The sequence below is a fragment of the Streptomyces sp. NPDC104096 genome, from assembly GCF_055584385.1.
The window spans coordinates 27,811-54,648 of the sequence record NZ_JBVJMD010000052.1; the positions used below are offsets into that span (position 1 = coordinate 27,811).

At 74.5% G+C, this 26,838-nt stretch carries 22 protein-coding genes; 18 read left to right on the forward strand and 4 right to left on the reverse strand.

Going from position 1 to position 26,838, the window contains the following annotated elements:
* Positions 1–18: 18 nt before the first annotated feature.
* From ACZ60B_RS34595 to ACZ60B_RS34610, 4 genes are read left to right on the forward strand one after another with little or no spacing between them, the layout of a single operon-like run.
* Positions 19–543, forward strand: coding sequence for a toxin (locus tag ACZ60B_RS34595; protein ID WP_469394170.1), 525 nt, complete (start codon positions 19–21; stop codon positions 541–543).
* Positions 540–1,721, forward strand: coding sequence for an MAB_1171c family putative transporter (locus tag ACZ60B_RS34600; protein WP_469394172.1), 1,182 nt, complete (start codon positions 540–542; stop codon positions 1,719–1,721). Before ACZ60B_RS34595 ends, ACZ60B_RS34600 begins: the two co-directional genes overlap by 4 nt.
* On the forward strand, positions 1,718–2,917 hold the full coding sequence (locus ACZ60B_RS34605; RefSeq protein WP_469394174.1) for an MAB_1171c family putative transporter: 1,200 nt from the start codon (positions 1,718–1,720) through the stop codon (positions 2,915–2,917). Before ACZ60B_RS34600 ends, ACZ60B_RS34605 begins: the two co-directional genes overlap by 4 nt.
* Before the next feature lie 8 nt (positions 2,918–2,925).
* Positions 2,926–4,323: an NAD(P)/FAD-dependent oxidoreductase gene (locus ACZ60B_RS34610; protein ID WP_469394177.1), complete on the forward strand. Its 1,398-nt coding sequence runs from the start codon at positions 2,926–2,928 to the stop codon at positions 4,321–4,323.
* Between the two features lie 257 nt (positions 4,324–4,580).
* On the opposite strand, the gene ACZ60B_RS34615 is transcribed toward ACZ60B_RS34610, so the two are convergent.
* Entirely contained in the window at positions 4,581–5,426 is an 846-nt protein-coding gene (locus tag ACZ60B_RS34615) for an SMP-30/gluconolactonase/LRE family protein (RefSeq protein WP_469394179.1), read from the reverse strand.
* A complete protein-coding gene (locus tag ACZ60B_RS34620; protein ID WP_469394181.1) occupies positions 5,423–6,196 on the reverse strand; it encodes an IclR family transcriptional regulator in 774 nt (257 codons plus the stop codon). The genes ACZ60B_RS34615 and ACZ60B_RS34620 overlap by 4 nt, the downstream gene beginning before the upstream one ends.
* Before the next feature lie 207 nt (positions 6,197–6,403).
* Here ACZ60B_RS34620 and ACZ60B_RS34625 point away from each other — a divergent pair, with 207 nt between their 5' ends.
* Entirely contained in the window at positions 6,404–7,012 is a 609-nt protein-coding gene (locus ACZ60B_RS34625) for a hypothetical protein (RefSeq protein ID WP_469394183.1), read from the forward strand.
* Between the two features lie 72 nt (positions 7,013–7,084).
* On the opposite strand, the gene ACZ60B_RS34630 is transcribed toward ACZ60B_RS34625, so the two are convergent.
* Complete coding sequence (locus tag ACZ60B_RS34630) at positions 7,085–7,951, reverse strand: ATP-grasp domain-containing protein (RefSeq protein ID WP_469394185.1); 867 nt, start codon at positions 7,949–7,951, stop codon at positions 7,085–7,087.
* Positions 7,952–8,093: 142 nt separating this feature from the next.
* Between ACZ60B_RS34630 and ACZ60B_RS34635 the strand changes: the two genes are divergently transcribed.
* The 12 genes from ACZ60B_RS34635 to ACZ60B_RS34690 all read left to right on the forward strand — a co-directional run bounded on the left by ACZ60B_RS34635 (position 8,094) and on the right by ACZ60B_RS34690 (position 24,843).
* Positions 8,094–9,167, forward strand: a complete 1,074-nt coding sequence (locus ACZ60B_RS34635) for a MerR family transcriptional regulator (RefSeq protein WP_469394213.1) — start codon at positions 8,094–8,096, stop codon at positions 9,165–9,167.
* Between the two features lie 20 nt (positions 9,168–9,187).
* Positions 9,188–9,802 (forward strand): O-methyltransferase, encoded by a 615-nt coding sequence (locus tag ACZ60B_RS34640; RefSeq protein ID WP_469394187.1) that lies wholly within the window; start codon positions 9,188–9,190, stop codon positions 9,800–9,802.
* A 131-nt stretch (positions 9,803–9,933) separates the two neighbouring features.
* A complete protein-coding gene (locus ACZ60B_RS34645) occupies positions 9,934–11,379 on the forward strand; it encodes an acyl-CoA synthetase (protein WP_469394189.1) in 1,446 nt (481 codons plus the stop codon).
* Positions 11,376–12,710 carry a carboxyl transferase domain-containing protein gene (locus tag ACZ60B_RS34650; protein ID WP_469394192.1) on the forward strand — a complete coding sequence of 445 codons (1,335 nt, stop codon included), beginning with the start codon at positions 11,376–11,378 and terminating at the stop codon, positions 12,708–12,710. The genes ACZ60B_RS34645 and ACZ60B_RS34650 overlap by 4 nt, the downstream gene beginning before the upstream one ends.
* Before the next feature lie 311 nt (positions 12,711–13,021).
* Positions 13,022–14,059 carry a rod shape-determining protein gene (locus ACZ60B_RS34655; RefSeq protein WP_469394194.1) on the forward strand — a complete coding sequence of 346 codons (1,038 nt, stop codon included), beginning with the start codon at positions 13,022–13,024 and terminating at the stop codon, positions 14,057–14,059.
* 19 nt (positions 14,060–14,078) lie between these two features.
* A complete protein-coding gene (locus ACZ60B_RS34660; protein WP_469394196.1) occupies positions 14,079–15,575 on the forward strand; it encodes a sensor histidine kinase in 1,497 nt (498 codons plus the stop codon).
* Between the two features lie 527 nt (positions 15,576–16,102).
* Positions 16,103–18,577: an endonuclease/exonuclease/phosphatase family protein gene (locus ACZ60B_RS34665; RefSeq protein WP_469394199.1), complete on the forward strand. Its 2,475-nt coding sequence runs from the start codon at positions 16,103–16,105 to the stop codon at positions 18,575–18,577.
* Positions 18,578–18,813: 236 nt separating this feature from the next.
* The gene (locus tag ACZ60B_RS34670; protein ID WP_469394201.1) at positions 18,814–19,344 is read left to right on the forward strand and encodes a hypothetical protein; all 531 of its coding nucleotides are present in this window, start codon (positions 18,814–18,816) and stop codon (positions 19,342–19,344) included.
* A complete protein-coding gene (locus ACZ60B_RS34675) occupies positions 19,341–22,511 on the forward strand; it encodes a M48 family metallopeptidase (protein ID WP_469394203.1) in 3,171 nt (1,056 codons plus the stop codon). Before ACZ60B_RS34670 ends, ACZ60B_RS34675 begins: the two co-directional genes overlap by 4 nt.
* Before the next feature lie 117 nt (positions 22,512–22,628).
* Positions 22,629–23,888, forward strand: coding sequence for an SLC13 family permease (locus ACZ60B_RS34680; RefSeq protein ID WP_469394215.1), 1,260 nt, complete (start codon positions 22,629–22,631; stop codon positions 23,886–23,888).
* Positions 23,889–23,918: 30 nt separating this feature from the next.
* Positions 23,919–24,443: a universal stress protein gene (locus tag ACZ60B_RS34685; protein ID WP_469394205.1), complete on the forward strand. Its 525-nt coding sequence runs from the start codon at positions 23,919–23,921 to the stop codon at positions 24,441–24,443.
* Between the two features lie 94 nt (positions 24,444–24,537).
* On the forward strand, positions 24,538–24,843 hold the full coding sequence (locus tag ACZ60B_RS34690; protein ID WP_469394207.1) for a hypothetical protein: 306 nt from the start codon (positions 24,538–24,540) through the stop codon (positions 24,841–24,843).
* A gap of 4 nt (positions 24,844–24,847) precedes the next feature.
* Here ACZ60B_RS34690 and ACZ60B_RS34695 read toward each other — a convergent pair whose 3' ends face one another.
* A complete protein-coding gene (locus ACZ60B_RS34695; protein WP_469394209.1) occupies positions 24,848–25,474 on the reverse strand; it encodes a LuxR C-terminal-related transcriptional regulator in 627 nt (208 codons plus the stop codon).
* A 319-nt stretch (positions 25,475–25,793) separates the two neighbouring features.
* Between ACZ60B_RS34695 and ACZ60B_RS34700 the strand changes: the two genes are divergently transcribed.
* The coding region (locus tag ACZ60B_RS34700; protein ID WP_469394211.1) for a hypothetical protein at positions 25,794–26,838 on the forward strand (1,045 nt) is incomplete at its 3' end.

A 26,838-nucleotide genomic window follows, 5' to 3' on the forward strand; every position in this document is an offset into this window, starting at 1 on the left:
TCCCGGCATATTTCGACGGTGCGTACGAAGCGGGAGATGCGCCGGCTCGCCGGCACGCTCATCGATCCCATCCGGATCCCGATCCCGGCCGACCCCGGGGATCTCTTCGACGCGCTCGTGGAGTCGGTCAGCCAGTGGCGGGGCCGGGAGGTCGTCGTGCACCGGCGGGTCTTCCCGCCGCACACCGCCAGCGGGCTGTGGCTGGACGGGCGTACCCACGACGACGTCGTCATCGACAAGCGGGCCGCCGTCTGGCACCAGATAGTGATCTTCTGTCACGAGGTGTGGCACATGCACCGGCAGGGAACGGAGTGCGCGGACGCGGGAGTCGACGGCGACGGCCCCCGACTCGTCGCGGCCCGCACCGACTTCAGCCTCGCCGACGAGCAGGAGGCCGACCAGTTCGGCATGCTGATGGGCCGTCGGCTGCGCACCTGGCTGGAGGCGCCGGCCGACTCCGTGTACGCCGCCGACAGCAACGGCACCCACGATCTGTCCGGGCGCATCGGAGCCGCCCTCAACTACCGCGGGACACGAGGATGAGCGGTCTGATCAACTATGTGAGCTGCGGGGTGCTGTGGCTGGGTCTCGTGGTCAAGGCCCCCGACCTGATGCGGCACCGGCACGACCCCTATCTGCGGGCCATCTGTGTGGTGCTGGGCCTGGCCGGCGCCTGCTTCTTCCTGGGCGCCCCGCCGACGGTCGGCGCCGTCAACCGGATCAGCGGGGTGCCGAACCTCGCCGCCCCGCTGACGTACGCGTCGATCACCGCGTACAGCGCCGCCGCCCTGATCCTGATCGTGTACTGGCGCGGCGGCCCGCACGTGCACCGCACCACCCGCCGCTGGGTGGTGGCGTACGCCTGCGTCCTGGTCGGCATCGCCGGGACGTTCGCGCTCGGTGACGCGCCCGTGGAACGCCGTACCGACCTGGACACCTACTACGCGACGACCCCGTTCATCGCCGAGATGATCGTGCTCTACCTGGCCGGGCACCTCGTGGCCGCGGTCGTGACCATGGTGTCGTCCCTGAGCTGGGCCCGCCAGGTGCGCGGCTGGCTGCGCGCGGGCCTGGTGACGCTCGGCATCGGCACGCTGTGCAACGCCGGCTACAGCGTGACCAAGCTCGCCGCGGTGGCGGCCCGCTGGTGCGGGCGCGACTGGTCGGGCCTGGGCACGACCGTCTCGACGGCGGCCGCCGGCCTCGGCGCCCTGACGACGGTCACCGGCATCCTGATCCCGCTGCTCGGACCCCGGCTGACCCAGTGGCACAGCTCCCGGCGGGCGTACGCCCGGCTCGAACCGCTGGAGCGGGAACTCGACGACGTCCTCACCCGCCGCGCGCTGCGGCTGCCCCGGCCCCGCTGGTCCTCCCCCACCACCCGGCTGATCTGGCGCCGCACCAGCATCCACAACGCGCTCGGCCACCTGGACGCGCTCTTCGACCGGGGGCTGTACGACCGTACCCGCGAGGCCGCGCTGGCGGACGCCGGCGGCGATCCCGAGCAGGCCGAGGCCGTCGCCTGGGCCGCCGTCATCACGGTCGCCGTGCGGGAGGAGCAGCACCGGACCGGACTGCTCGCGCGGGCCGCCGGGACCGGCGCGATCGCGGACCGCACGCCCGGCCCGGACGCGCTCGTGCGGATCGCCGACGCGCTCGCCTCCTCGCCGCTCGTCGCGGCCGCCCGGGTGTGCGGTGCGACCACCTCGGGCAGCGCATGAACGTCGTCCTCTACGTCGCCGCCGTCGGCCTCGCGCTGTCCGGCGCGGTGCTGTTCCGGCGGCCGCGCGCGGGGGTACGGGCCGTGCGCAACCCGCTGACCGTGTCGACGTGCGCGGCCCTCGCCCTCGCCTCGCTCGTCCTCGTCTGCTCGGCCCCGCTGACCCTGGCCGCCGTCAACGACCTCACCGGCGTCCCCAACTTCGGCGCCCCGCTCACCTACGGCATGCTCTCCGCCTACAGCTGCTCCCTGTTCGTCCTGCTGATCAACTGGCGCGGCGGGCCCCGCGAGCGGATCCGGCGCATGGTGCTGCGGGCCGTCGCCGCCTACGCGGTGCTGATCGTCGCCCTCGTCGTGCTGTTCACGCTGGCAAACGCGCCCGTGGAACGGCTCACCGACCTCGACACCTACTACGCCGGCACGCCGTACATGCGCGAGATGATCGTGCTCTATCTGGCCGGGCACAGCGTCGCGACCGTCGGGCTGTGCGCGGTGGGCGTCAAGTGGGGGCGCGAGGTCACCGGGCTGCTGCGGACCGGACTGCGGTTGATCCTGATCGGTTCGATGCTCGACCTGGTGGGCTTCCAACTGACCAAGTACACCGCCGTCGTGGCGCGTTGGGCGGGCCACGACCTCGACTTCCTGTCCACCGCGGTCGCCCCGCCGATGGCCTCGCTCGGCGCGCTGACCTGCTCCGTGGGGTTCGTGCTGCCCCGGCTCGGGCCCTCGGTCGCCGCGCACTGGCACAGTCTGCGCGACCTGCGGACGCTGGGGCCGCTGTGGTCGGCGCTGCGGTTCGCCTCCACCGCCCCGCCCCCGCCCGGTTCCTGGTGGCGGCTGCCGCGGGAGCGGTTGCAGTGGCGCGAGGTCGCCATCCACGACGCGCTGCTGACGCTGGCCCCCTACTTCGACGACCGGGTCCGGGAACGGGCGCTCGACTGCGCCCTGCGCGCGGGCCGCAGCCCGCACCGGGCACGGGTCGCGGCGGAGGCGGTCATGCTCGCCGCCGCCGCGCGCCATGCCGCCGCGCGGTCGCGGCCCTTCGACGTGCCGAGCGGGTACCGGCTGCGGGCCACCAGTGCCTCCGGGGCCGACGGGCTGACCGAACTGGTCGAACTGGCTCAGGAGTTCACCGGATCAACACCTGTCACCGCGGTACGTGAAGGTACTGTGACGGCGACCCCCGACCGACCCTGAGGAGCCTCATGACGCGCAGAGCTGTCGTCATCGGTGCCGGCCTGGCCGGCATGCTGGCCGCGGCCGCGCTGTCCGCCAGTGCGGATGAAGTGATCGTGCTGGAGCGCGACGAGCTGCCCGAAGGACCCGCCCACCGCAAGGGCCTGCCGCAGGGCCGCCACTCCCACGTCCTGATGGCCGGCGGCCTGGCCGCGATGGAGGAGGTCGTGCCGGGCGTGAGCATACGCAAGCAGCTCCTCGCCGCGGGCGCCCACGAACTGTCCCTGGGCCGGGACACGGTGGCGCTCACCTCCGAGGGCTGGTTCCGGCGCTGGGAGGACGAGGGCCCCCGGCTGATCGCGTGCAGCCGGGCGCTGCTGGATTGGGTGGTGCGGGTCGCCGTGGCGGCGGACCCGCGGGTGGCGATCCGCCGGGGCCGGGCCGTCGGCCTGCTGGGCGACGCGGACCGGGTGACCGGCGTACGCGTGGCCGCCGAGGGCACCGAGGGCGCCGACGAGTCGGACCTCGCCGCGGACCTCGTCGTCGACACGAGCGGTCGCGGGTCACGGGTGGTGCGCTGGCTGGGCGGGCTGGGCGTGACCGGCATCCGGGAACGGACCGTGGACACGGGCCTGGTCAACGCCACCCGCGTGTACCGCGCCCCCGACGGCGCCGAACGCTTCCCCATGACGGTCGTCCAGGCCGACCCGTACGTGTCCCGGCCGGGCCGCAGCGGGATGATCCTGCCGATCGAGGGCGGCCGCTGGATGGTCAGCCTCGGCGGAACGCGGGGCGGCGAACCGCCCGCCGACCCGGAGGGCTTCCTGCGCTACGCCCTCGACCTGCCCCACCCCGTGGTCGGCCGGCTGATCTCCCGCGCCGAGCCCCTCACCGACGTGCACCTCAGCCGCAGCACCCGCAACGACCGGCGGTACCTGGAGAAGGTCCGCGACTGGCCCGAGGGCCTGGTCGTGCTCGGCGACGCGCTGGCCACCTTCAACCCGGCGTACGGGCAGGGCATGACGGTGGCGGCGCTCGGCGCCCGGGTGCTGCGCCGGGAACTGGCGGGCGGCGGGATCGGCGCCGCCGGGCTGGCCCGCCGGGTGCAGCGCGGGGCCGCCCGGCCGGTCGACGCGGCCTGGGCGGCGGCCGTCGGCCAGGACGTCTGGTACCCGCAGACCCGCGGCGCCCGGCCCGGCCTCGGCGACCGCGTGCTCACCCGCTTCGCGCGCCGGCTGACCCTGGCGGCGACCGGCTCCCACGGCGCGGCGGCGGCCCTGTGGGACGTGACGAGCCTGCTGGCGGGCCCCGACCGCCTGGTCCGGCCGGCCACCCTCCTGGCGATCCTCAACGGCCCCCTGCTGCCACCGCTGTCGGGACCGCCGCTGACACGGGAGGAGCGACGGCTGGTGGAGGCGGCGGGCTGAGCGCTGCGGGCCGACCGGGCGGGCCCCGCACGCGACCGGCTACGGAATGCGGGGCCAGGTCGGCACGCGACCGACTGCGGGCTGCTGGGCCGGGTCGGCCCACGACCGGTTGGACGCTGCGGGCCGGGCCAGCCCTCGACCGGCTGCGGATGCTGGGCCAAGTCGGCCCACGACCGGTTGGACGCTGCGGGCCGGGCCCGCACGCGACCGGCGGCGGGCCGAGGGGGCGGCCCGGCCTCCCGGGGCGCCCCGGCGGGTCAGCCCGTGAACGTCGGCTGCGGCTGGCCCTCGCCCGCCCCCGGGACCACCAGCAGGCAGCCCGCGAGCGCCGACGGCGCCGACAGACCCGTACGGGCCGTGGTGACGTAGAGGTCCCTCAGGTCCGGGCCGCCGAAGGCGCAGGCGGTGACGCGCGGGGTCGGCAGGGTGACCACCCGGTCGAGGGCGCCGGACGGGGTGTAGCGGCGGACCGCGCCGCCGTCCCAGAGGGCCACCCACACACAGCCCTCGGCGTCGACCGTGAGGCCGTCCGGGAAGCCGGCGCCCTCCTCGATCTCCGCCAGCGTGCGGCGGTTCGTGACCCGGCCGCCGTCGTGGTCGAAGACGTCGATCCGGCGGGTCGGGCTGTCGACGTAGTACATCAGGCGGCCGTCGGGGCTCCAGCCGGTGCCGTTGCTGACCGCCACGTCGTCGAGGACCGTCTCGACCGCGCCGTCGCCGGTTATCCGGGACAGCGTGCCGCCGCCCGCGGCCTCGTCGTAGCGCATCGTGCCCGCCCACAGGGAGCCGTCGGGGGCGACGGCGGCGTCGTTCGCGCGGCGGCCGGGCACGGGGTCGTGGTGCAGCCAGCGCAGGGTGCCGTCCGGGTCGAGCAGGGCGACGCCGTCCCGGAGGTTCAGCACCAGTCCGCCGGCCGCGCGCGGCTTGACCGCGCCGACGTGCTGCGGGGTCGTACGGACCGTGCGGCGGCCGGAGGCGGGGTCGTAGGTGTGGATCCGCGAGCCCAGGATGTCCAGCCAGATCAGACGGCCGGCCGCCGCGTCCCAGGTCGGGCCCTCGCCGAGCGTCGCCTCCGCCCGGACCGCCACCTCGTACGCCGTCATGCCACGCTCCGGTGGCCCAGGCGCTCCGACAGTTCCACGGCGCCCTTGGCGGCGAGCTGCTCCAGCTCCACCAGGCGCTCGTCGCTCCAGCGGATCATCGGCACGGAGATGGACAGCGCGGCCACCACCCGCCCGGTCCGGTCGCGCACCGGCGCGGCCACACAGCTCACGTCCGGGTTGGACTCGCGGCTCTCCACCGCGACCCCGCGCCGGCGGATCTCCGCCAGGGCCTCGCGCAGCGCGGCCGGGGAGGTGATGCTGTTCGGGGTCATCGCGACGAGGTCGGCGTCCTCGGGCACCCGCGAGTCGAGCTCGGCGTCCGTCAGCGAGGCCAGCAGCATCTTGCCGACGGAGGTGCAGTGGGCGGGCAGCCGACGGCCGGCGGCGGACACCATGCGCACGGCGTGCGTGGAGTCGACCTTGGCGATGTAGATGACGTCGGTGCCCTCCAGGATCGCCACGTGCACGGTCTCGTCGCACGTCTCGGCGACCGACCGGGCGACCTGCTGCCCCTCGGCGGCGAGGTCGAGCTGCTCGGCGTAACGGCTGCCGAGCTGGTACGGGCGCACCCCGAGCCGGTAGCGTCCCGGCTGACCGGGCACCGGCACGATGTACTGGCGGGCGGCGAGCGTGGTGACCAGCTCGTGCACGGTGGTACGGGGCAGCTGGAGCCTGCGCACGACGTCGGGGGCGGAGAGCGTCCCGTCCCCGTCGAGGAAGAGCTCCAGAATGTCGAGAGCCCGGGTCACGGCAGGTACGAGTCGTCCCACGACCGGCCCCCTCCCTTGGTTCACTAGGTGACGGTGTTCACGACGGTGTTCACAACGGTGTTCACGACAGTGTTCTGCGGTGTTCACGATCGACGTTCGATATTTCAACAGCCGATCGGCATTGCGAACATAGGCTAGTCATAGTGGGGTTCCGCGGGCAATGGCCGGGGCTCCCGGGAGTGCGGGCGGTGCGCGACGATGGGTGCCATGCCGTCCCCGAAGCCTCCCGCCGGTCCCTTCACCGCCGCGGACTTCCAGCTGGTCCTGCTGCGTCGCATGGCCGACCACAACCCCGGCCCGGTGGACGACGCCCGCCGGCTGCTGGGCGCCTCGCTCACCGACATGCGGGAGGCCAACAAGCGCTGGCAGGCCATGCTGCGCTCCCCGCGGACCCGTTCCGCGGCCGCCCGCTACCGCTCGGTCCTCGGCCCGCCCGAGTCCGCCGTCGCCCGCCGGATCGGCGACCTCGACTGCGAGGCCCGGCTGTGGCCGCTGCCGCTCTGGCCCGACCTGCGCTTCGAGGTCCTCGTCGGGCCCGACGGGGTGGTGTGGAACGAGTGGCTGGTACGGGCGCCGGGCGCGCCCGGCGCCGCACCGCGCACCGTCGAGGACCTCGTCCCCTGGTCCTGCACGGTCGACGAGGCGGCCCGCGCCTTCGCCCCGGCCCGCCCGCTCCAGGGCACGGCTCCCACCCGGTGGGGACTGGCGTTCACGGCGCCCGGCCGGGACGGGACGGCGCACGAGGTCGTCGCCGAGTTCACCTGGGGACTGCTCCAGCGGACCGCGACGGCCCGGCCCGCTCAGGCGGCGCCCTGAAGCGGCGCGGGTCACCGCGCGCCCGGCCCACGACGGGCCGCGGGTCCCTCGGGCGCGCCTGCGGCGGACCGCTCAGGCCGACGCCAGCACCGCGTCCACCACCGGACCCACGGACCCCGGGTGCAGGAACAGGAACAGGTTCGGCTCGACCAGTTCCAGCTCCATCACCCTGGGCCGCCCGTCGTCCCCGTCCACCAGGTCCACCCGCGCGTACAGCAGCTCGGGCGCGCCCGGCACGGCGGCCAGCGCCTGTTCGGCGACGGCGAGTTCCGCCGGGGTCGCGGCCCACGGCTCCAGACCGGGGTGCGCCACCTTGTCCGCGTCGTAGGCCGTGCCGGGCGACAGCACCGCCCGCTTGCGGCTGGCGTGCAGGAAGCGGCCGCCGACGTACAGCAGGGCCCGTTCGCCGCCGACGTCTATGCCCGTGACGTAGGGCTGCACCATGGCGGTGTGCCCCTCGTCGTGCATCCGGGCCAGGTGCCGCAGGGCGCTCCCGCGCTCCTCGGGCGTGTAGCGGGCGGCGAACCGGGCACCGGCGCCCGAGGTGGGCTTGACGACGTACTCGTGGCCGTCCGGGAGGTCCGCCGGATCGCCGGGCGCGAGGTAGCGGGTGGGGACGACGGGCACTCCGGCCGCCGCGAGCTCCCCCAGGTAGCGCTTGTCGGCGTTCCAGCGGACGACGTCGGCGGGGTTCAGCAGCCGGGTGACCGCGTCGCACCGGCGCACCCACGCCGCGAACTCGGCCGCGCGCCAGCTGTAGTCCCAGGTCGAGCGGATGACGACCAGGTCGAAGTCGCTCCAGTCGACCGCGGGGTCGTCCCAGGGCACGGCGACGGCCTGCGCCCCGGCCGCCCGCAGCGCCTCCACCAGGACCGGGAGGTCGCTGTCCTTGCCCGGCTCCGGGCCGGGGTCGTAGGTGGCGAGTGCGATGCGGGGCACGGCGGATTCCCTCCTGAGGGGCGGACGAACCCACGCAGGCTAACCGGCGGCCTCGGCCGCGGGACAAGGGGTTTGACCTTCACCCTGGGGCAGCCCCCAGCATCGATGGCAGGAAGACCGAGGGGAACCGGACGGGATGTACATGGACCTGCTGACGATCGGCGCCTTCGCGAAGGCGTCCCGGCTGTCTCCGAAGGCGCTGCGGCTCTACGACGAACTGGAGCTGCTGCGGCCCGCGCGGGTCGACCCGGTGACCGGCTACCGCTACTACGCCCACGCGCAGTTGGAGCAGGCGCGACTGGTGGCGTGGCTGCGGCGGCTGGGGATGCCGCTGGCCGGCATCCGCCGGGTGTGCGCCCTCGACCCGGCGGCGGCCGCCGCCGAGATCCGCGCCTACTGGGCGCGGGTCGAGGCGGAGACGGCGGCCCGGCGGGACCTCGCCGTGTTCCTCGCCGACCATCTCGCCGCGACGGCGCCCGCGCCGCCGCCCAGGAAGGACACCGTCATGCTGGAACTGCGTTACTGCGCCCACTCCGACCGCGGCCGCGTCCGCCCCGCCAACCAGGACACCGCCTACGCGGGCGGCCGGCTGCTCGCCGTGGCCGACGGCTTCGGTCCGGCGGGCGGACCGGCCGGCCGTGCCGCCGTCACGGCGCTGGCGGCCCTGGACACCGCGGAGGTGCCCGCCGGAAGCGTGCTCAACCTGCTGGAGGACGCCGTGCAGAGCGCGACCCGCGCCGTGCACGAGGTGTCCTCGACCGACACGACCGGTACGACCCTCACCGCCCTGCTGTGGACCGGCTCCAAGCTGGCCCTGGTGCACATCGGGGACTCGCGCGCCTATCTGCTGCGCGCGGGTGGGCTGTTCCGGATCACCCACGACCACACCCTGGTCCAGTCGATGCTCGACGAGGGCCGGCTGACGCCGGAGGAGGCCGCCGCCCACCCCCAGCGCTCCCTGCTCCTGAAGGCCCTGTCGGGCGGCGCGCCAGCGGTCCCGGACCTGCACCTGAAGGACGCGCTGCCCGGCGACCGCTATCTGCTGTGCTCCGACGGCCTGTCCGGGGTCGTCCCCGACGACCGGATACGGGAGCTGCTGTCCGGCCACACCGACCCCGACGACGCCGTACGGTCCCTGGTGGACGCCGCGAACGACGCGGGCGGCCCGGACAACGTCAGCTGCGTGGTCGCCGATCTGGTGGCGGCCGAAGGCTGAACCGCGGCAGGATCGGCCGCATGTCGATCGCCGGAACGAGCGCCTACGACTCCCACGGCCACCTCCCCCCGCTCGTCGAGCGGGCCGTCGCCGCCGCCCGCGCCCACGGCTTCCCGTACTCCTGCCGGCCCGAACAGGGGCGTCTGCTGCACGCGTTGGCCGGGGGCGCCCGGGGTTTCATCGGGGAGACCGGCACCGGGTTCGGGGTCGGGCTGGCCTGGCTCGCCTCGGGCGCGGGCGACGGCGTACGGCTGGTCGGTGTGGAGCGGGACCCCGAGCGGGCCCGGGTCGCCGCCGGGCTGTTCGCCGGACTGCCCGGGGTCGAGGTGCTCACCGGCGGCTGGGAGCGGATCGGCGAGCGGGGTCCGTACGACCTGCTCGTGCTGGACGGCGGCGGGCAGGGGAAGGGGGACGGTCCGGCGGCGGACGTCGGGCGGCTGCTGACGCCGGGCGGCACGGTCGTCGTCGACGACTTCACCCCCGCGACGACCTGGCCGCCGCTGTACGAGGGCCGCCCCGACCTGCCGCGCCGCTTCTGGCTGGAGCATCCGGCGCTGCGGTCGGTGGAACTGCGTCTCGCACCCGACCTGAGCACGGTGGTGGGCACCCGGACGCCGCCGGCCGCTCCCGGGTGACCGGCGTCGGGCTCCTGCCGTCCGCGAGTGACCGACGTCAAGTCGTGGGCGGGGCCGATCCGGGGGGCCGCTGGTGTAGGAACGGAGGTGTTGTTCCCGGACGTGTTCCCTCACCACCAGGAGTGCACCGCGTGACCTCCCTCTTCCCGGCCCTCACGGACGATCCGGACGGACAGGACGCCCTCCGGTTCGGCGACCGCTCCCTGACGTACGCGCAACTCGCCTCGGCCGCCGGGGCCGTCGGCGGGCGGATCCGCGGGGCGGGCCGGGTGGCCGTGTGGGCGACCCCCTCGCTGGAGACGGCCGTCGCGGTCGTGGGCGTGCTGCTGGCCGGTGCGGCGGCCGTGCCGCTGAACCCCAGGTCCGGCGAGAAGGAGCTCGACCACATCCTGTCCGACAGCGCGCCGGCCCTGGTGCTGGCCGCTCCCGGCGACGAACTCCCGCCCTCCGTGGGCGCCCTGGCGCGGATCGACGTCGATGTGCGCGCGACCGGTGAACCCCTCGTCGCCGCCGAAGCGGACGGCGGCGACCCCGCCCTGATCGTCTACACCTCCGGCACCACCGGCCCGCCCAAGGGCGCCGTCGTCCCGCGCCGCGCGATCGCCGCGACCCTGGACGCGCTCGCCGACGCCTGGCAGTGGACCGGCGCCGACGTGCTGGTGCACGGACTGCCCCTGTTCCATGTGCACGGCCTGGTGCTGGGCGTCCTGGGCCCGCTGCGGCGCGGCGGCTCGCTGCGGCATCTCGGCAGGTTCGACACCGACGGTGTGGCGCGCGAGCTGACCGGCGGCGCGACCATGCTGTTCGGGGTGCCGACGATGTACCACCGGATCGCCGAGGCGCTGCCCGGCGATCCCGCCCTGGCCGGGGCGCTGGCCGGGGCCCGGCTGCTCGTCTCGGGTTCCGCCGCGCTGCCCGTGCACGACCACGAGCGGATCGCGGCGGCGACCGGCCGGCGGGTGATCGAGCGGTACGGCATGACCGAGACGCTGATGAACACCAGCGTGCGGGCGGACGGCGAGGCGCGGGCCGGGACCGTCGGCGTGCCGCTGCCCGGGGTCGAACTGCGGCTCGTCGAGGAGGACGGGACCCCGCTCACCGCGTACGACGGCGAGAGCGTGGGCGAGATCCAGGTGCGCGGCCCGAACCTGTTCACCGCGTACCTCAACCGGCCCGACGCCACCGCGGCCGCCTTCACCGCCGACGGCTGGTTCCGCACCGGCGACATGGCCGTGCGCGAGGCCGACGGGTACGTCCGGATCGTCGGCCGCAAGGCCACCGACCTGATCAAGAGCGGGGGTTACAAGATCGGGGCGGGCGAGATCGAGAACGCGCTGCTGGAGCATCCGGGGGTGCGCGAGGCCGCCGTCACCGGGGAGCCGGACGCCGACCTGGGCGAGCGGGTCGTCGCCTGGATCGTCCCGGCCGACCCCCAGGAGCCGCCCGCCGCCGAGGAGTTGGCGGGTCATGTGGCGGACCGGCTCGCCCCGCACAAGCGGCCGCGCGTGGTCCGCTACCTGGACACCCTGCCCCGCAACGACATGGGGAAGATCATGAAGCGGGCGCTGCCGTCATGACCGACGGCCGCACGGCCCGCGCGACCCTCGCGCTCGTCACCGACGACTTCACCGAACTCCCCTACCCGGAAAGGGAGTCCGGACCGGTCGACGGCCCGCTCGGCTGGCCGGGCTACGACGCCTCCCGGGCCCGCGCCACGGCGCGCACCGGCGAGGGCGAGTCCGTCGTCTGCGGCACCGCGCACGTCGAGGGCACCCGGGCCGTGCTGATCGCGTTCGAGTTCGGCTTCCTCGGCGGCTCGCTGGGCGAGCGCACCGGGGACCGGCTGGTGGCGGCGTACGCCTATGCGCGCGAACACCGCCTGCCCGTCGTGCCGTTGGTCGCCACGGGCGGCAGCCGGATGCAGGAGGGCATGTTCGCGCTGACCCAACTCCAGCGGGTGGCCCGGCAGTCGGCGCTCACCCGGGCGGCCGGTCTGGCGCAGGTCGCCGTGCTGCGGGACCCGACCACGGGCGGCGGCTGGGCCACGCTGGGCGCGGGCGCGGACGTGATCCTCGCGCTGCCCGGCGCCCAGGTCGGCTTCGCGGGGTCCCGGGTGCGGCCGCCGGACGCCGACCCGGCCGCGTACACCGCCGAGGCGCAGGTGGCGGCGGGCGCCGCCGACGCGGTCGTGGCGCCCGAGGAGCTGCGCGGGGTGCTCGGACGGTGGCTGCGACTGCTGACGGCGCCGTCGGCCGAGGCGGCACCCGTGCCGCGGGCGCTGGGCCCGGCGGACCTCCCGGCGACCGGCTGGGAGGCGGTACGGCGGGCCCGCGCGGCCGGGCGTCCGCGCGCCGCGAGCTATCTGGACGCCTACTTCACGCACCGGGTCGCGCTCGGCGGGGACCGCTGCGGCGGCAGGGACGCGGGCATGCTGTGCGGCTTCGGCGAGCACCGGGGGCGGGCGGTCGCCTACGCCGCCCAGGCGGGCACGGCGACCCGTCCGGCCGGTTACCGCACCGCCGCCCGGCTGGTCCGGCTCGCGGACCGGCTCGGCATACCGGTGCTGACCCTGGTGGACACCCCGGGCGCGGCCAACGACGCCGAGGCCGAGGCGCGGGGGGTGGGCGCCGCGATCGCGGACCTGTTCGGCGCGGTGGCCGCCGCCCGTACGCCGGTCACCACGCTGGTGATCGGCGAGGGCGGCTCCGGCGGCGCGCTGGCGCTGGCCGCGCCCGGCAACACCTGGGCGGTGCCGGACAGTTACTTCTCGGTCATCGCACCCGAACCGGCGGCCGCCATCCTCAAACGGCCACCGCAGGAGGCCGAGGCGACCGCGAACCAGCTCCGCATCCGCCCCCAGGACCTGGTGGAGCTGGGCGTGATCCGGGGCGTGGTGGGACCGGAGTAGAGCGGGGCGGAAGGGGGGAGCGCACCGGACACCCGGGCGGGCCGGGCCGGACATTTGGGCAGGCCGGGCCGGGCCGGACACCGGGACGGGCCGGTGCGCCCCCGGACCCGCCGCCCCCACACCCACACCCGCACACCCCCGAGACCTCCCGAAGCCCGCCGACGCGCGGTACGCGTGCCGAGAACCCCCCGTTCGGCGGCACCCCGCCCGGCCCCCTCCAGAAGGCGACCCCCGCCCGGCCCGGAAACGATGCGAGAGAAGGCCCGCCGCCCGGCCGGCCCCCCGGCCCCGCGCTCACGGGAGGATCTGCCATGACCGCCAGTCTGGAGCAGCTGCGCCGCTGCCACTTCGCCGTCGACCTGGGCGCGGCGAGGACGCGGGTGTACGTGAAGGGGGCGGGGCTCGTCGTCGACCAGCCGTCCACCGCCGCCGTGAACACCCGCACCGGCGCACTCATAGCGGTCGGTGAGTTCGCCGAGAAGATGACGGGCCGCACCCCGCACTACATCCGCGTCATGCGCCCGGTGTCCGGCGGCACGGTCGTCGACATCGACATGGCGCAGCGCATGCTGCGTCACCTGCTCGGCGACAAGATCCGCCGCAGTCTGCGCCGCAAGCCCCGGCTACGCGCCGCCGCCTGCACCCCGCACGACGCCGACCCGCTGGCGCAGCGCGCGACGATCGAGACGCTGGTCGGCCTCGGCGCGCGCCGCGTCGAGCTCGTCGACACGCTCATCGCCGCCGCCGTCGGCTGCGGGCTGCCCGTCGAACGGCCGGAAGCCACCATGATCATGGTGTGCGGTGCCGCAGCCACCCAGGTCGCGGTCCTCTCCCTCGGCTCGATCGTGACCGCCGAGCGGATCCCGGTCGGCGGCGAGGCCGTGGACCACGCGATCGTCCAGCACCTGCGGCACGCGCACGAGCTGATGCTGCCCAGCCAGTCCGTACGGCCGCTCCAGCTCGCCCTGTCCGTGGACGGCCTCGACTCTCCGGCGCTCATGTCCACCGAGATCCACGGCCGGGACGTCGCCACCGGGCTCCCCCGCTCCGTACGGGTCGACACCGCCGCGGTCCGCGACGCGATCGAGACCCCGCTGACCGCCGTGCTCGACGGTATCGGGCGGGTGCTGCGGGAGTGCCCGCCCGATCTGGTGGCCGACCTGGCCGAGCGCGGGATCATGATGGTCGGCGGCTCCGCCCTGCTCCCCGGACTCGACCGGATGCTGCGGCAGGCCACCGGTATGCCGGTGAACATCGCCGAGCGGCCCGACGTGTGTGCCGTGCAGGGGCTCGGCGCCATGCTGGAGGGCCGGATCGAACCGCTGACCCTGAACCCGCTGGCCGCCTGACCCGAGGGGCGGCAGCGCCATGGCCGACGCGCGCGTACCGGACCTGCCGCCCCTTCTCGACGCCGTCCTCGGCGTCGGCGCCGACCTCGGACTGCGCACCACGCTCCAGCACATCGTGGACGCCGCCGCCGGGCTGACCGGCGCCCGCCGCGCGGCCGTCGGCACCGCCGGTCCGGGTCCGGAACGGCTCGTCGAGGTCCGTGGCGCGGACCGACCCGGACCCCCGGACGCGGACCGACCCGCACGGCCGGACGGACCCGGCGCCCGGCCCGGCACCCTGGAGGTGCCCATCCGGGTCGGCGAGGAGGTGTTCGGACGGCTGTACGTGGCCGACAAGCGCACCGGGGGCCCGTTCACCGCCGAGGACGAGTTGCTGCTGCGGGCCCTCGCCGCCCAGGCGGGCATCGCGATCGGCAACGCCCGCCTGTACGGGACGGCCCGCCGGCGCGAACGCTGGATCGAGGGCGCGGCGGCCGTGACGAACGCCCTGCTCACCGGCGATCCGGCCGCCGACCCGCTGCTGACGGTCGCCGACCGGGCCCGGGTGCTCGCCGACGCCGCCGCCGGTGTCATCCTCCAGCCCACCGCGCCGGGCGGCATGGAGGTCGTGACCGCCTCGACGCCCGACGACCCGGACGCGTTCGTCGGGAGCACGATCGAGCCGGGCCATCCCGTGCTCGTCCGGCTCCTGGGCGGGGAAGCGGTGTTCGTCGACGACCCGGCGGGCGACCCGTGGACGACGACATCCGTCGGGCGCCGCTTCGGCCCGAGCATGATGCTGCCGCTCCAGGCCGGCGGACGGCTGATCGGCACCCTCGCCCTGCCCCGGCGGCGCGGCGAGCACCCGTACACCCCCGGGGAGCGGCTGCTGGCGACGCAGTTCGCCTCCCAGGCGGCCCTCGCCCTGGTCCTCGCCGACGCCAGGCACGGCCGGGAGCGGCTGGCGGTCTACGAGGACCGCGACCGGATCGCCCGCGACCTGCACGACCTCGTCGTCCAACGGCTGTTCGCCACCGGCATGATGGTCCAGGCCGCCCGGCGCCGGAGCGACGCCGGGGACACCGCGGACGTCGGGGAGGCCCTGGGCCGGGCCGAGGACGAACTGGAGTCGACGATCGAGGAGGTGCGCACGGCCATCCTCGCCCTGCAGCAGCCGCCCGCCGAGGCTCCCGCCACGGTCCGCGGCAGGGTGCTGCGGGAGACGGCGGGCCTCGCCGCCGTGCTCGGCCGCCCGCCGTCCGTCCGCTTCACCGGAGCCGTCGACAGCCGGGTCCCGGACCGGGCCGCCGGCCATCTGCTGGCCGCCCTGCGCCGTGCCCTGGCCGCCACCGCACGCCGTACCGCGGTCTCCCGCGTCGAGATCACCGTCGACGTCACGGCGACGCTGCCGGACGGCCGCGAGGGCGTACGCCTGACGGTTCACGACGACGGCACACCGGCGCAGGACGGCGACGGTGGCGGCCACGGCGGTGGCGACGACGGCGGTACGACGGTGATCTGGCAGTCGCCGCTGTGAGCACCGCCCGTCGGCGATCGCGGACGGCTGTCGGCGGTCGGCCGGCTGTCAGTAGGGCAGGATCCGGCCCGAGGGCGTCCTGCGGTCGATCTGTTCGTCCCGCGGGGAGGCGGGCCGGCGGCTGACACGGACACGAACCCGGGCCTGACGATTCATGACGCCTCCTCGTGCTGCGCATCCGGTACGGAACCCATGCCCCGTACCCGGCTCCTCCACCCTCGCGACCTCGACGGTGAAGCACATCGTGCCCACACAGGCACCGCTCATGCACGGAGAACGGGAATCCCCGACGGCGGCCCGCGCCCGCAGCCCGGAGACCTCCCGCGTCGCGCGCTGACCCGGCCTCAACATCACCGCAGGTGAGGCGACTCCACACAGAATGTCAGCGACTGGACCCGCAGATTTAACGACGTACCCCTTGATACGCCCTTTCTACGCGCGTAACCTCAGCCGACGCATGGCCCCAGACAGCCGTATCGCACCTCATGTGCCGCTAGTGCAGCGGACGTTGAAGGAGAGTCACCCTCGTGCCGATTCACAGACCCAGCGCAACGCGCGTAGCCGGCGCCGCATTCGTGGCCGCGACCGCCACCGCGGCCGTCGTCGTGGCACCGCTGCCCGCCGCCTACGCCACGCCGTCGACGACTGCGGTGATATCGGAGGCGTACGGCGGCGGCGGCAACTCCGGGGCCACGCTCACGAACGACTTCGTGGAGCTGGCCAACCGTTCGACGACCGCGTACCCGCTCGACGGATACAGCGTCCAGTACCTGCCGGCCTCCGCGTCGGCGAGCTCGCTCTGGCAGGTCACCCCCCTCACCGGCTCACTCGCCCCCGGCGGCAGCTACCTGGTCGGCGAGGGCGCGGGCACCGGCGGCACCGCCGCTCTGCCGACCCCGGACGCGACCGGCAGCATCGCCATGGCCGCGGGCAGCGGCACCGTGGCCCTGGTCAAGGGCACCACGGCGCTGACCTGCAAGACGGTCGCCGACTGCACCGCCGACCCTGATGTCGTCGACCTCCTCGGCTACGGCACCGCCGTCGTCCGCGAGGGCTCCGCCGCGCCGGCCGCGACCAACACCGCCTCCGTGTCCCGGTCCGCCTCGCTGGCCGACACCGACGACAACTCCGCGGACTTCACCGCCGGCACGCCCACCCCGACCAACGGCGCGGGCCAGACCGCGGGCGGCGACGGCGGCAGCGGCGGCTCCGGCGGCCCCACCGCGCCCGGCGCGTTCCGCATCCACGACGTCCAGGGCACCACCCGGGTCTCGCCCCTCAAGGGCCAGAGCGTGGTGGGCGTGCCCGGCGTCGTCACCGCCGTGCGCACCACCGGCAGCAAGGGCTACTGGATCCAGGACCCGACCCCGGACGCCGACCCGGCCACCAGCGAGGGCCTGTTCGTCTTCACCGGCTCCGCCGCCCCGACCGTCTCGGTCGGCGACTCGGTGCTGGTCAGCGGCAAGGTCACCGAGTACTACCCGGGCACCGGCACGCAGTCGGTCACCGAGCTCGGCAGCCCGGTCTCCACCACCCTGTCCAGCGGCAACGCCCTGCCGGACGCGGTCGTCCTCGACGACTCGACCGTCCCGGACACGTACACGCCCACCGCGGGCGGCGGCAGCATCGAGGCCCTGCCCCTCCGGCCGGCCGTCTACTCGCAGGACTTCTACGAGTCGATCGAGGGCATGCGCGCCTCGGTCAGCGACGCCCGTGTGGTCGGCGCGACCAACAGCTACGGCGAGATGTTCGTGACCGCCAAGCCCGACGAGCGCCCCACCCCGCGCGGCGGCACCGTCTACGGCGCCTACGACCAGCAGAACACCGGCCGGATCGAGATAGCCGCGGCCGACGGCTCCACCCCGACCCTCAACGTCGGCGACGAGCTGGCCGGCACCACCACCGGACCGGTCGACTACGCCTCCTTCGGCGGCTACCTGCTCGCCCCGACCGCCGCCACCACCGGCACGGCCGTCGACAACGGCCTCAAGCCGGAGGTCACGCGCCGCCAGAAGGGCAACGAACTCGCCCTGGCCACCTACAACGTGGAGAACCTCGACCCGTCCGACAGCGACGACAAGTTCACCCGTCTCGCCAAGGGCGTCGTCACCAACCTCTCCTCGCCCGACATCGTCACCCTGGAGGAGATCCAGGACGACAACGGCGCCACCGACGACGGCACCGTCTCCGCCGAGGCGACGCTGACCAAGTTCACCGCGGCGATCCGGGCGGCCGGCGGCCCGAAGTACTCCTGGCGCTACGTCAACCCCGTCAACGACAAGGACGGCGGCGAGCCCGGCGGCAACATCCGCCAGGTGTTCCTCTTCAACCCCAAGCGGGTCTCCTTCGTGGACCGCGCCTCCGCCACCGACGTCTCCACCACCGCCGTCTCCGTGGTGAAGGACCGGTGGACGCACGAGGCCCACCTCTCCGCCTCGCCCGGCCGCATCGACCCCACCAGCACCGCGTGGAACAGCAGCCGCAAGCCGCTGGTGGGCGAGTTCAGGTTCCAGGGCCGGACGGTCTTCGTGATCGCCAACCACTTCAACTCCAAGGGCGGCGACGACCCGATGCACGGCCGTTTCCAGGAGCCCACCCGCTCCTCGGAGACGCAGCGCACGCTCCAGGCGCAGGAGGAGAACGCCTTCGTCGACTCCCTCCTCGCCGCCGACCCCAGGGCGCGGATCGTGGCCCTCGGCGACCTCAACGACTACGAGTTCTCCGACGCGGTCAAGACCCTGACGGACAACGGGGACGTCCTCACGGACCTCATCAACACCCTGCCCGCGGACCAGCGTTACAGCTACGTCTACGACGGCAACAGCCAGACCCTCGACCACATCCTGACCAGCCCCTCGGTCACGCACTACGACTACGACGTCGTGCACATCAACTCCGAGTTCGCCGACCAGGCGAGCGACCACGACCCCCAGGTGGTCCGGATCGACGTGAACAAGTGCGGCAGCAAGGCCTACGAGCCCAAGCCGGGCACGCACAAGTAGGCCCGGCCGCCTCTTCCTCCCGAGCCCTCCGTCCGCGCCCCACCGCTGGACGGGGGGCTCGGGCGTGTGCGCGCGGTCGCATACCGCACGAGGACGGCGACGATCACGGATTCCCCGGTACCCGCCCCGCCCGTCGCGCCGATTCCTACGTTTGACCCCCGAGGCAGCCGCGCGGGCCGCTCCCGTCGGAGCAGGCCCGCGCGCTCGCACAGACGCTCTGATCAGGGGGGTGTGCCGTGAAGACCTCACGACACGCGTACGACGCCGAAGTGGCGGAGCTGGCAAGGGGGATGCTCGAACGGGCCGCCCTCGTGGCACCGGAACAGGTCGCCGCCGAACGCCGGGCGTTCGCCATGATGTGCATGGCGTACTTCGAGGATCCCCGGCGGGCGCTGGCACCGCGCCCGGCGGCGGAAGGCTCCGGACCCCTGAGGTTCGGCCTGCCCGGCGCGCAGGAACTGCTCACGCCGGTCCTGCTGGCCGCGGCCTCCGCGGTGATGACGTATCTGGCGGACAAGGCGGCCACCGCCTCCCGGGAGCTGATCCGCCGGATGCTCCACCGGACCCCCGGCGAGGCCGAGCCGCCGGCCGCCGCTCCCGCGGCGGAGGAGGCGCCCGCGGCACGGCTCGACGAGGAGCAGTGGCGCGAGGTGCGGCGGATCGTGACCCGCACCCTGATGCACCACGGAGGGATGCCGCGGGACCGGGCGGAACTGATGGCGGCCGCGGTGGTGGGCGACGGACTGACCGGACAGGAACCGGGGTGACCGGCGGCCCCGGGGTCCCGGCCGCCCGGGTGCCCGCGGAGGCGCCGCCCGGACCCGACGCGGTGCCGGGAGCCGCGCTGCGCGCCCGGACGGATCTGCGCTTCGCCACCCTGGTGGCGGCCGTCCTGGCGTCCGGTGTCGTCGCGTTCGGTGTGGTGAGCGCGGCGCTGCCGTCCACGGAGCGTCTGTTCCGGCTCCGGATCCGGCCGTGTTTCGCCGGGATCGACCCGGCGACCGTGTGGATCCCCGACGTGCTCGACCGGCTGAACACACAGCTGGCGATGGCCAACGCCTGCGAGCGGCCGTACTTCTCGCACGAGCTCGGGTGGATCGGAGCCGGGCTGCTCGTGCAGGCGGCCACCGCGGGCGTGCTGTTCGCGCTCCATCCCTGGTGGCCGGAGCTCTCCCGGCGGCGGGCCACGGGCGGCGGTCCGCGCCTGACGGTGCGACGGCCCCGGCGGGTCCGGCTGGCGGGCGCCGAGAACGCCGACCTGCTGGCGGAGCTGGACCGGCTCGCGGAGCGGGCCGGGCTGTCCCGTGCCCCGCTGTGGCTGGTCGATCCGTACGCGACCACGGCCGGCGGCCGCGCGTACGGGCTGCCGGGGCGTCCCCGGATCTGCCTCGACCTGGGTCTGCTGATCCGCCACGACCTGGACCCGGACGGCTTCCGCGCCGTGGTCGGGCACGAACTGGCGCACCATCACAACCGCGATGCCGGACGCACCTATCTGACCATCGCGATCTGGTGGTCGTTCGTCCTGACCGCGCTGGTTCCGTGTGTGCTCCTGTCCCTGTGGCCCGGGGTGCTCCTGGGGTCCGGGGGCGGGCCGGCGGACACCGTCCTGCCCGGTGTCACGGGAAAGCCGCTCTACCGGCTGGCCACGCTGCTGGCGCTGAGCGTCGCCGGTTACCTCGCCAGGAACGCGATCCTGCGCACCCGTGAGCTGCACGCCGACGTGGTCGCGCACTCCTGGGACCTCACCCGCGGCGCGCTGCCCCGCACGGTCGCGGCCCCGGCCACGGCCTCCGGGCAGCCCGCGGGGCGGCGCGTGCGGTCCTGGTGGCGACGGTGGGCCGAGCCGCTCGGCACCCATCCCGGGCCCGAGCGGCGGCTCGCCGCGATGGCCGACCCCGCACCGCTGCTGCGCACCGGGCCCGGGGAGACGGCCGCGCTGGGCCTCCTGACCGGGCTGGCTCTCAACAACCTCTCGCTGCTGACCGGGAACCTGTCCGGGCGCCTGGTCACGTCCGGACTGGCGGTGCTGGCGCTGCCCTTCGGCGCGGTGCTCGCCGGCGCCCTGGCCACCGCGGTGGGACACGGCACCCGGGTCGGCGCGGAGCGGACCCGCTCCTGGCCAGGCCGGTCCGCCGTGGTCCTGGCGGCCGCGACGGCGGCCGGATTCGCCCTCAGCCGGGCGATCTCCGTGGTGGCGGCCGATCTGGCGGTGCTGACCCCGAGCCTCGTCCAGGGCGTCGTCCTCGGCGTCCTGCTGGCCGCCCTGATGCTGCTGGTCGCGCTGTGGGCGTGGTCGGTCCACCGGCACGGGCCGGCCCGGCAGGCGGCCGGCCCGGCACACCGGGCGGGCCCGTCACCGGACCCGCCCTCGCGGACGGTGACGGCCACCGCCGCGGCCCTCTTCGGCTCGCTGCTGGCCCTCTGGCACGTCTGCGCGATGAGCCCGGACAACCTGACCTCGGCGCCGATCGGGGCCCGTCCCGTCTCCGGCGAGACGATCGGCTGGTACGCCGGTCTCACCCGGTGGATCGCCGACGCCTACTTCTCCTTCCCGCTGACACTCCTCCGGGCCACCCCGGCCGTCACGGCCGGAACCGTCCTGCTCTGGGCGGTCCCCCTGGTGCTGTCCGGCCTCCGGCGCCGAGAGGTCGGCCCGGCGAAGGACGGCGGCCCGCGCGAGAACGGCGGCAGGGCGGAGGGCGGCGGCCCGCCGGAGGGTGTGGCCAGGGCGCTGGCCGTGGGCGCGGTCGCCGGGCTGCTCGCGATCGCCACCGGGATCGCGCTGCCGTATGTCGCCCGCGCCGCCCTGCCGCCCGAGGTCCGCCGGCTCTCCGGATCCCCGGTGGACGTGGGACGGCTGTCCTTCGCCCTGGTGCACGCGGACACGTACATGGCGGTCGCCGCCCTGTGCCAGGCCTGCGCGGCGGCGGTCACCGCCGTGCTCTGCCGTCGGCTGCGTCCGGTGCTGGTCCCGCTCGCCGTCACGGTCACCGCCGTCCTCGGCACCCTGGGCTTCTACCCGGCCCGGGGCATGTCCCGGTGCGTCGCCCTCACCGGCGTCCGGCCGGGGGTGTGCGGCGTACGGGCGTTCCTGCCCGACGCCTCCATCGCCTTCCACCTGCATGAGATCGGCGCGTGGGGAGCGGTCGTCGCGGTCCCCGCCGGGCTGCTCGGTGCGGCGGCCGCGGCCCTGCGCCGACGTCGCCCACCGTCGTCGTACCCCACGACGAGGACCGCGCCCGCGGCCGGGGCGACGCCCCCGACCGGGACCGTACGCACGGACGAGGTCCGCACGGCCACCGCGCGCCGGGCCGCGTCCCGGGGCCGTCGGCCGCTCGCCCCGGCGTCGGCGCTGGGGCTGGGGCTGGGGGTGCTCGTCCTCGCGGGAGCGGCGGCGGCCGTACCGGACGACCTCCGGCTGTGGTGGCCCGCCGCGCCCCCGGTCGCGTCCGGAGGCACGGGACACCCGCCGGGCACCGCGTCCGTCCGGAAGAACGATCCCTGCCTCGTCGGACGATGGCGCGAGACCGGCTCCCGGCAGCGCGTCGAGATCGACGGGAGCGCGGTGTGGCTGAGCGGGAGCGGAACGGTCTGGACGTTCCGGCCCGACGGTGTCATGACCGTCGACCACGGCAAGGGCGTCCAGCACACCGGAACCCTGCGCGGCACCCCGCTGACCGTGCGCACCGACGGCGCCGTCACCGGCCACTACCTCACCGGGAACGGCACGATCGGCTACTACGGCGCCGCCGTGCTCCGCCCCGGCACCTTCACCCTCCGGGTGGGCGGGCGGACCGTCGTCCGGCAGGGGATCACCGCGCTGTTCAGCCCGGACCACTACTCCTGCACGGGCGTGACCGTCCGGCTGACCCCCACCCGGCCCGGGACCGGCACACCGTACGAGAAGACGCTCACGCGGCTGCCCGGCTGACGCCCGGACCGTCCCGCCCGGCCCGGTCGGTACCGGCGGCCCTCCACCGGGGTGCGACCCTGGAACCTCGCTGATCACGGGGTTGCCGACAGGCGCTCCTGCCGCTGGAGGACCGCACTGAGTACCACCGTCGTCTTCGAGGCCGTCTCGGTCGTGCTGCTGCTGGCCGTGCTGGCGTTCGCCGTCGTGCGCCCGCGCGGCTGGCCGGAGGCGGCGGCCGCCGTACCCGCGGCCGTGCTGGTCATGCTCGTCGGGGCCGTGTCGCCCCACGACGCCTGGGCGCAGACGCGCAGCCTGCTGCCGGTCGTCGGTTTCCTCGCCCTGATCCTCGTACTGGCGCAACTGTGCGCGGACGAGGGCCTGTTCGAGGCGGCCGGGGCGGCGGTCGCCCGCTGGTGCGGCAGCGGCGCGGGCCGGCTGCTGACCGGGGTGTTCGTGGTCGCCTCCGTGACCACGGCGGTCCTCAGCCTGGACGCGACGGTGGTCCTGCTCACCCCGGTCGTCTTCGCGACCGCGGCCCGGACCGGCGCCCGCGCGCGCCCCCATGTGTTCGCGACCGCCCATCTCGCGAACTCCGCGTCCCTGCTGCTGCCGGTGTCCAACCTGACCAACCTGCTGGCGTTCTCCGCGAGCGGACTGACCTTCACCCGGTTCGCGGCGCTGATGACGCTGCCCTGGCTGGCCGCGATCGCCGTGGAGTACGCCGTCTTCCGCGTCTTCTTCCGCACCGACCTGGCCGCGGGCACCACGCCCGGCACCCCGCAACCGGGCCCCGAACTCCCGGTCCTCACCCTCGTGGTGCTGGCCCTGACCCTGGCGGGCTTCGTGCTGACGTCGTTCGCCGGGCTCGACCCGGCGTGGGCGGCGCTCGGCGGCGTGCTCGTCCTCGGCGGCCGCGCGCTGCTGCGGCGCCGCAGCACCCCCCGGGAACTGGTCGGCGCGGCCGCCCCGTTGTTCTGCCTGTTCGTGCTGGCCCTGGGCGTCGTGGTGCAGGCGGTCGTCGACAACGGCCTGGACACCGGGCTCGGGAAGCTGCTCCCCAGCGGGGACTCCCTGACCGAACTGCTCGTCGTGGCCGTGGTGGCCGCGGTCCTCGCCAACCTGATCAACAACCTGCCCGCCGTCCTGGCCCTGCTGCCCCTCGTGGCACCCCACGGCCCCGGACCGGTCCTCGCGGTCCTGATCGGCGTGAACCTCGGCCCCAACCTGACCTACGTCGGCTCCCTCGCCACGCTGTTGTGGCGGCGCATCCTGCACACCCACGGCACCCGGGCGGAGCTCGGCCCGTTCACCCGGCTCGGCCTGCTGACCGTACCGGCCACGCTTCTTGCCTCCACCCTGGCCCTGTGGGGGATGCTGCACACCATCGGCACCTGAAACCGCCCCTCACGCTCCCGGAGCCGCCCCATGAGCGTCATCGTCTGGATCACCGAGGGCACCTGGCCCGCCTGCGTCGAGGCCGCCCTCGCCCGCACGGTCCCCGACGAGGAGATCGTGCTGCTGTACGTGAACGACGACGCGCTCGCCGAGACCGCCCACGGCGCCTTCGCCGGCCTGCTGGGCCGAGGCCACCGCGAACGCGACCCGGGCACGCGGCTGGAACACCTCGCCGCCGCCTCGGCCCACCGGTTGCTCCGGGACGCCGCCGACCGTCTCGGGCGCGACTGCGTCCGCATGGAGCGCGCCGGACGCGTCGAGCGCGAGGTCGTCCTCGCGGCCCAGGGCGCCGATCTGCTGATCCTGGCCCGTGACGGCGACCGCACCCGGCTCGGTCCGCACAGCCTCGGCCCCGCCACCCGCTTCGTCGTCGACCACGCCCCGTGTCCCGTGCTGCTGGTCTGGCCCGGCGAGGCCCCGCAAGCGACACTGCCGCCCCCGCCCGGGCCCGGCCACCACCACCGACCCGACGCCCCGGGGCGCGACTCGAGTTGACTCGACCGCCGCACGGGCCAAGGATCGGAACCGGGCCGACTCTCGACACACGAGCGGGCCATCCGGACCCGCCCTCGCAGGAGGAGGCAGGTCCATGCGAGGAAGAATCCAGGCAGTCGCAGTCCTGGCAGTGACATCCGCAGCCGCGAGCGTCGTCGCGGTGTCGGCCGCGCCCCCGGCAGCGGCCCACAGTCCGCGAAACCCTGCCGCGCAATCGGCGCTCCGCTGCTATGCCGCGCGCAGTGATCCAGCGGATATCGTGTGTTATCGAATATCCGCGAAGGCCGAATTCCGGCACGGCGAAATGGTTTACATCCCGTTTCTCGTCCAGGTGCCAAGGCCCTCGAATCCACCGGCCACGATCACCGTCGACAGCCTGAACGACATCCACCCGACCTGAGAGGTCACTCGGTGGGCTGGTCCCCCAATACACCGTATTTGAGTGCCAGCCGGGTGAGATCGGCCCTGCGCCGGGAGCCGCTCTTTCTCCGCAGTCGCTCCAAGTGCGTATGAACGGTGTTCTCGGTGATGTTCAGTTCGGCGGCGATCTCGCGGTCCGTCGCGCCGCTCGCGACCAGTTCCAGGATCTGCTTCTCCCGGAGGGTGATGCGCGGGGGCGGCGCGGGCAGGCTGTGGCCCGCCAGGCTGGCGCCGAAGTAGCTGCTGCCCGCGGCGACGGCACGGACGGCCGTCACCAACTCCGTGTCGTCGGTGTGCCGGCTCAGATACCCGCGCGTGCCGGCCTGGATGCACAGGACGGCGTCGGACTGCGTCTCCGAGAGCGACAGCACGATGACCGCGTACCCCTGCCGGTGCAGCCGGGCGACCTGCCCGGACGCCACTTGATCGGACATCTGCAGGTTGATCAGCATGGCGATGTCCGCGACATTCTCCTTGTGGGACAGGTCGTCGACGCTTTTCACGAAGGCCGTGATCTCGAGGTCCGGCTGGGTGTTGATCGCCTGCGCCAGACCGGACCGGAGCAACGACCAGTCGCAGACAACGGCCAAGGACGTCACCGACGGGCTCATCGGAAGCTCCAGCGTAGGCGGGGGGCCACCGGCCGCATGACATGGCGGGGCGGACCGGTCGGCGACTGCCCGCCGTCCGATCCCAGCGTCGGTCCTCGCGCGGGACGCAGCACTCCCGGCGGCCCATACGGGCGGGTGTGCAGGCGGGTGTACGGGCGGTTCCGCGGCGAGCGGGCCGTGCCACCGAGGTGTACCGCCCGGCACCGCCGCACCGCGTGTGCACCACGTGTGGTCAATTCCGCGCTCGGCATGTGGTTAATTCCACCCACAGGACCGGCACCGGTTCGCCTATTTATTACGTCGCCCCCTTGCTTCACGTGTGGTTATTTCCGGTGACAGTCGAGGTGATCGAATATTCTCCGACCCGGGATTCCAGTTGACTCAGCCGACACGCAAGGCGAGCATCGGAATGGGTCGTGTCGTCGACCGTGCGGAGCAGACGAAATATATTCAGGCTCCCTGGAGGAGGAATTCGATGACAAAGGGAATTCTGGCAGCGGCGGTAACCGCGGTGATATCCGCGGGGTCGGTCGTCTGCTCCATTCCAGCCGCCCAGGCCGCCACCGGTCCGACGGCAACCCCGGCGGCGACATGCAAGCTGCAGGGCGGGACGGTGACCGGAACCGGCTTCACCCCCAATCAGACGTACAACGTCATGAGCAACGGAAAGTCCGTTTCGAGGACCTCCGCCGGAGCGACCGGAAACATCAGGACCACGGTTTCCGGCAGCGGCCCGATTTCCCTGGGCACCGTCAGGTGCACGTCGTCGGGGCTCGGATACGGCACGGCAACGAGCGGTGGCGCCGCAGCGGCCACCGCGAAGGGGAACGCCGCCGTACAGCAGGCGGTGCGGGGTGGCGCGTCCGCGGCGCAGGCCGCCGTGATCGGGCGGCAGGCGGCACAGGCAGCGGCGCAGCAGCTCGGCCTGCCGCCCTCCGTGGTGAACCAGGTGACGAACAACGTCACGAACAACGTGACGAACATCGTCAACAACACGATCAACGGCGGCACCGGCAACACCATCGGCGGGACTCAGATCGGCGGCCAGGGGAACACCCAGGGCGGAACCCAGGGCGGTACCGGCAACACCCAGGGCGGGACCCAGGGTGGCACGGGCAACACCCAAGGCGGCACGCAGGGCGGTGGCACGGGCAACACCCAGGGCGGGACCCAGGGCGGCGGCGGCAACACCCAGGGCGGGACCCAGGGTGGCGGGACCGGGAACACCCAGGGCGGGACGCAGGGTGGCGGGACCGGGAATACCCAGGGCGGGACCCAGGGCGGCGGGACCGGGAATACCCAGGGCGGGACCCAGGGCGGCGGCACCGGCAACACCCAGGGCGGAACCCAGGGCGGCGGCACCG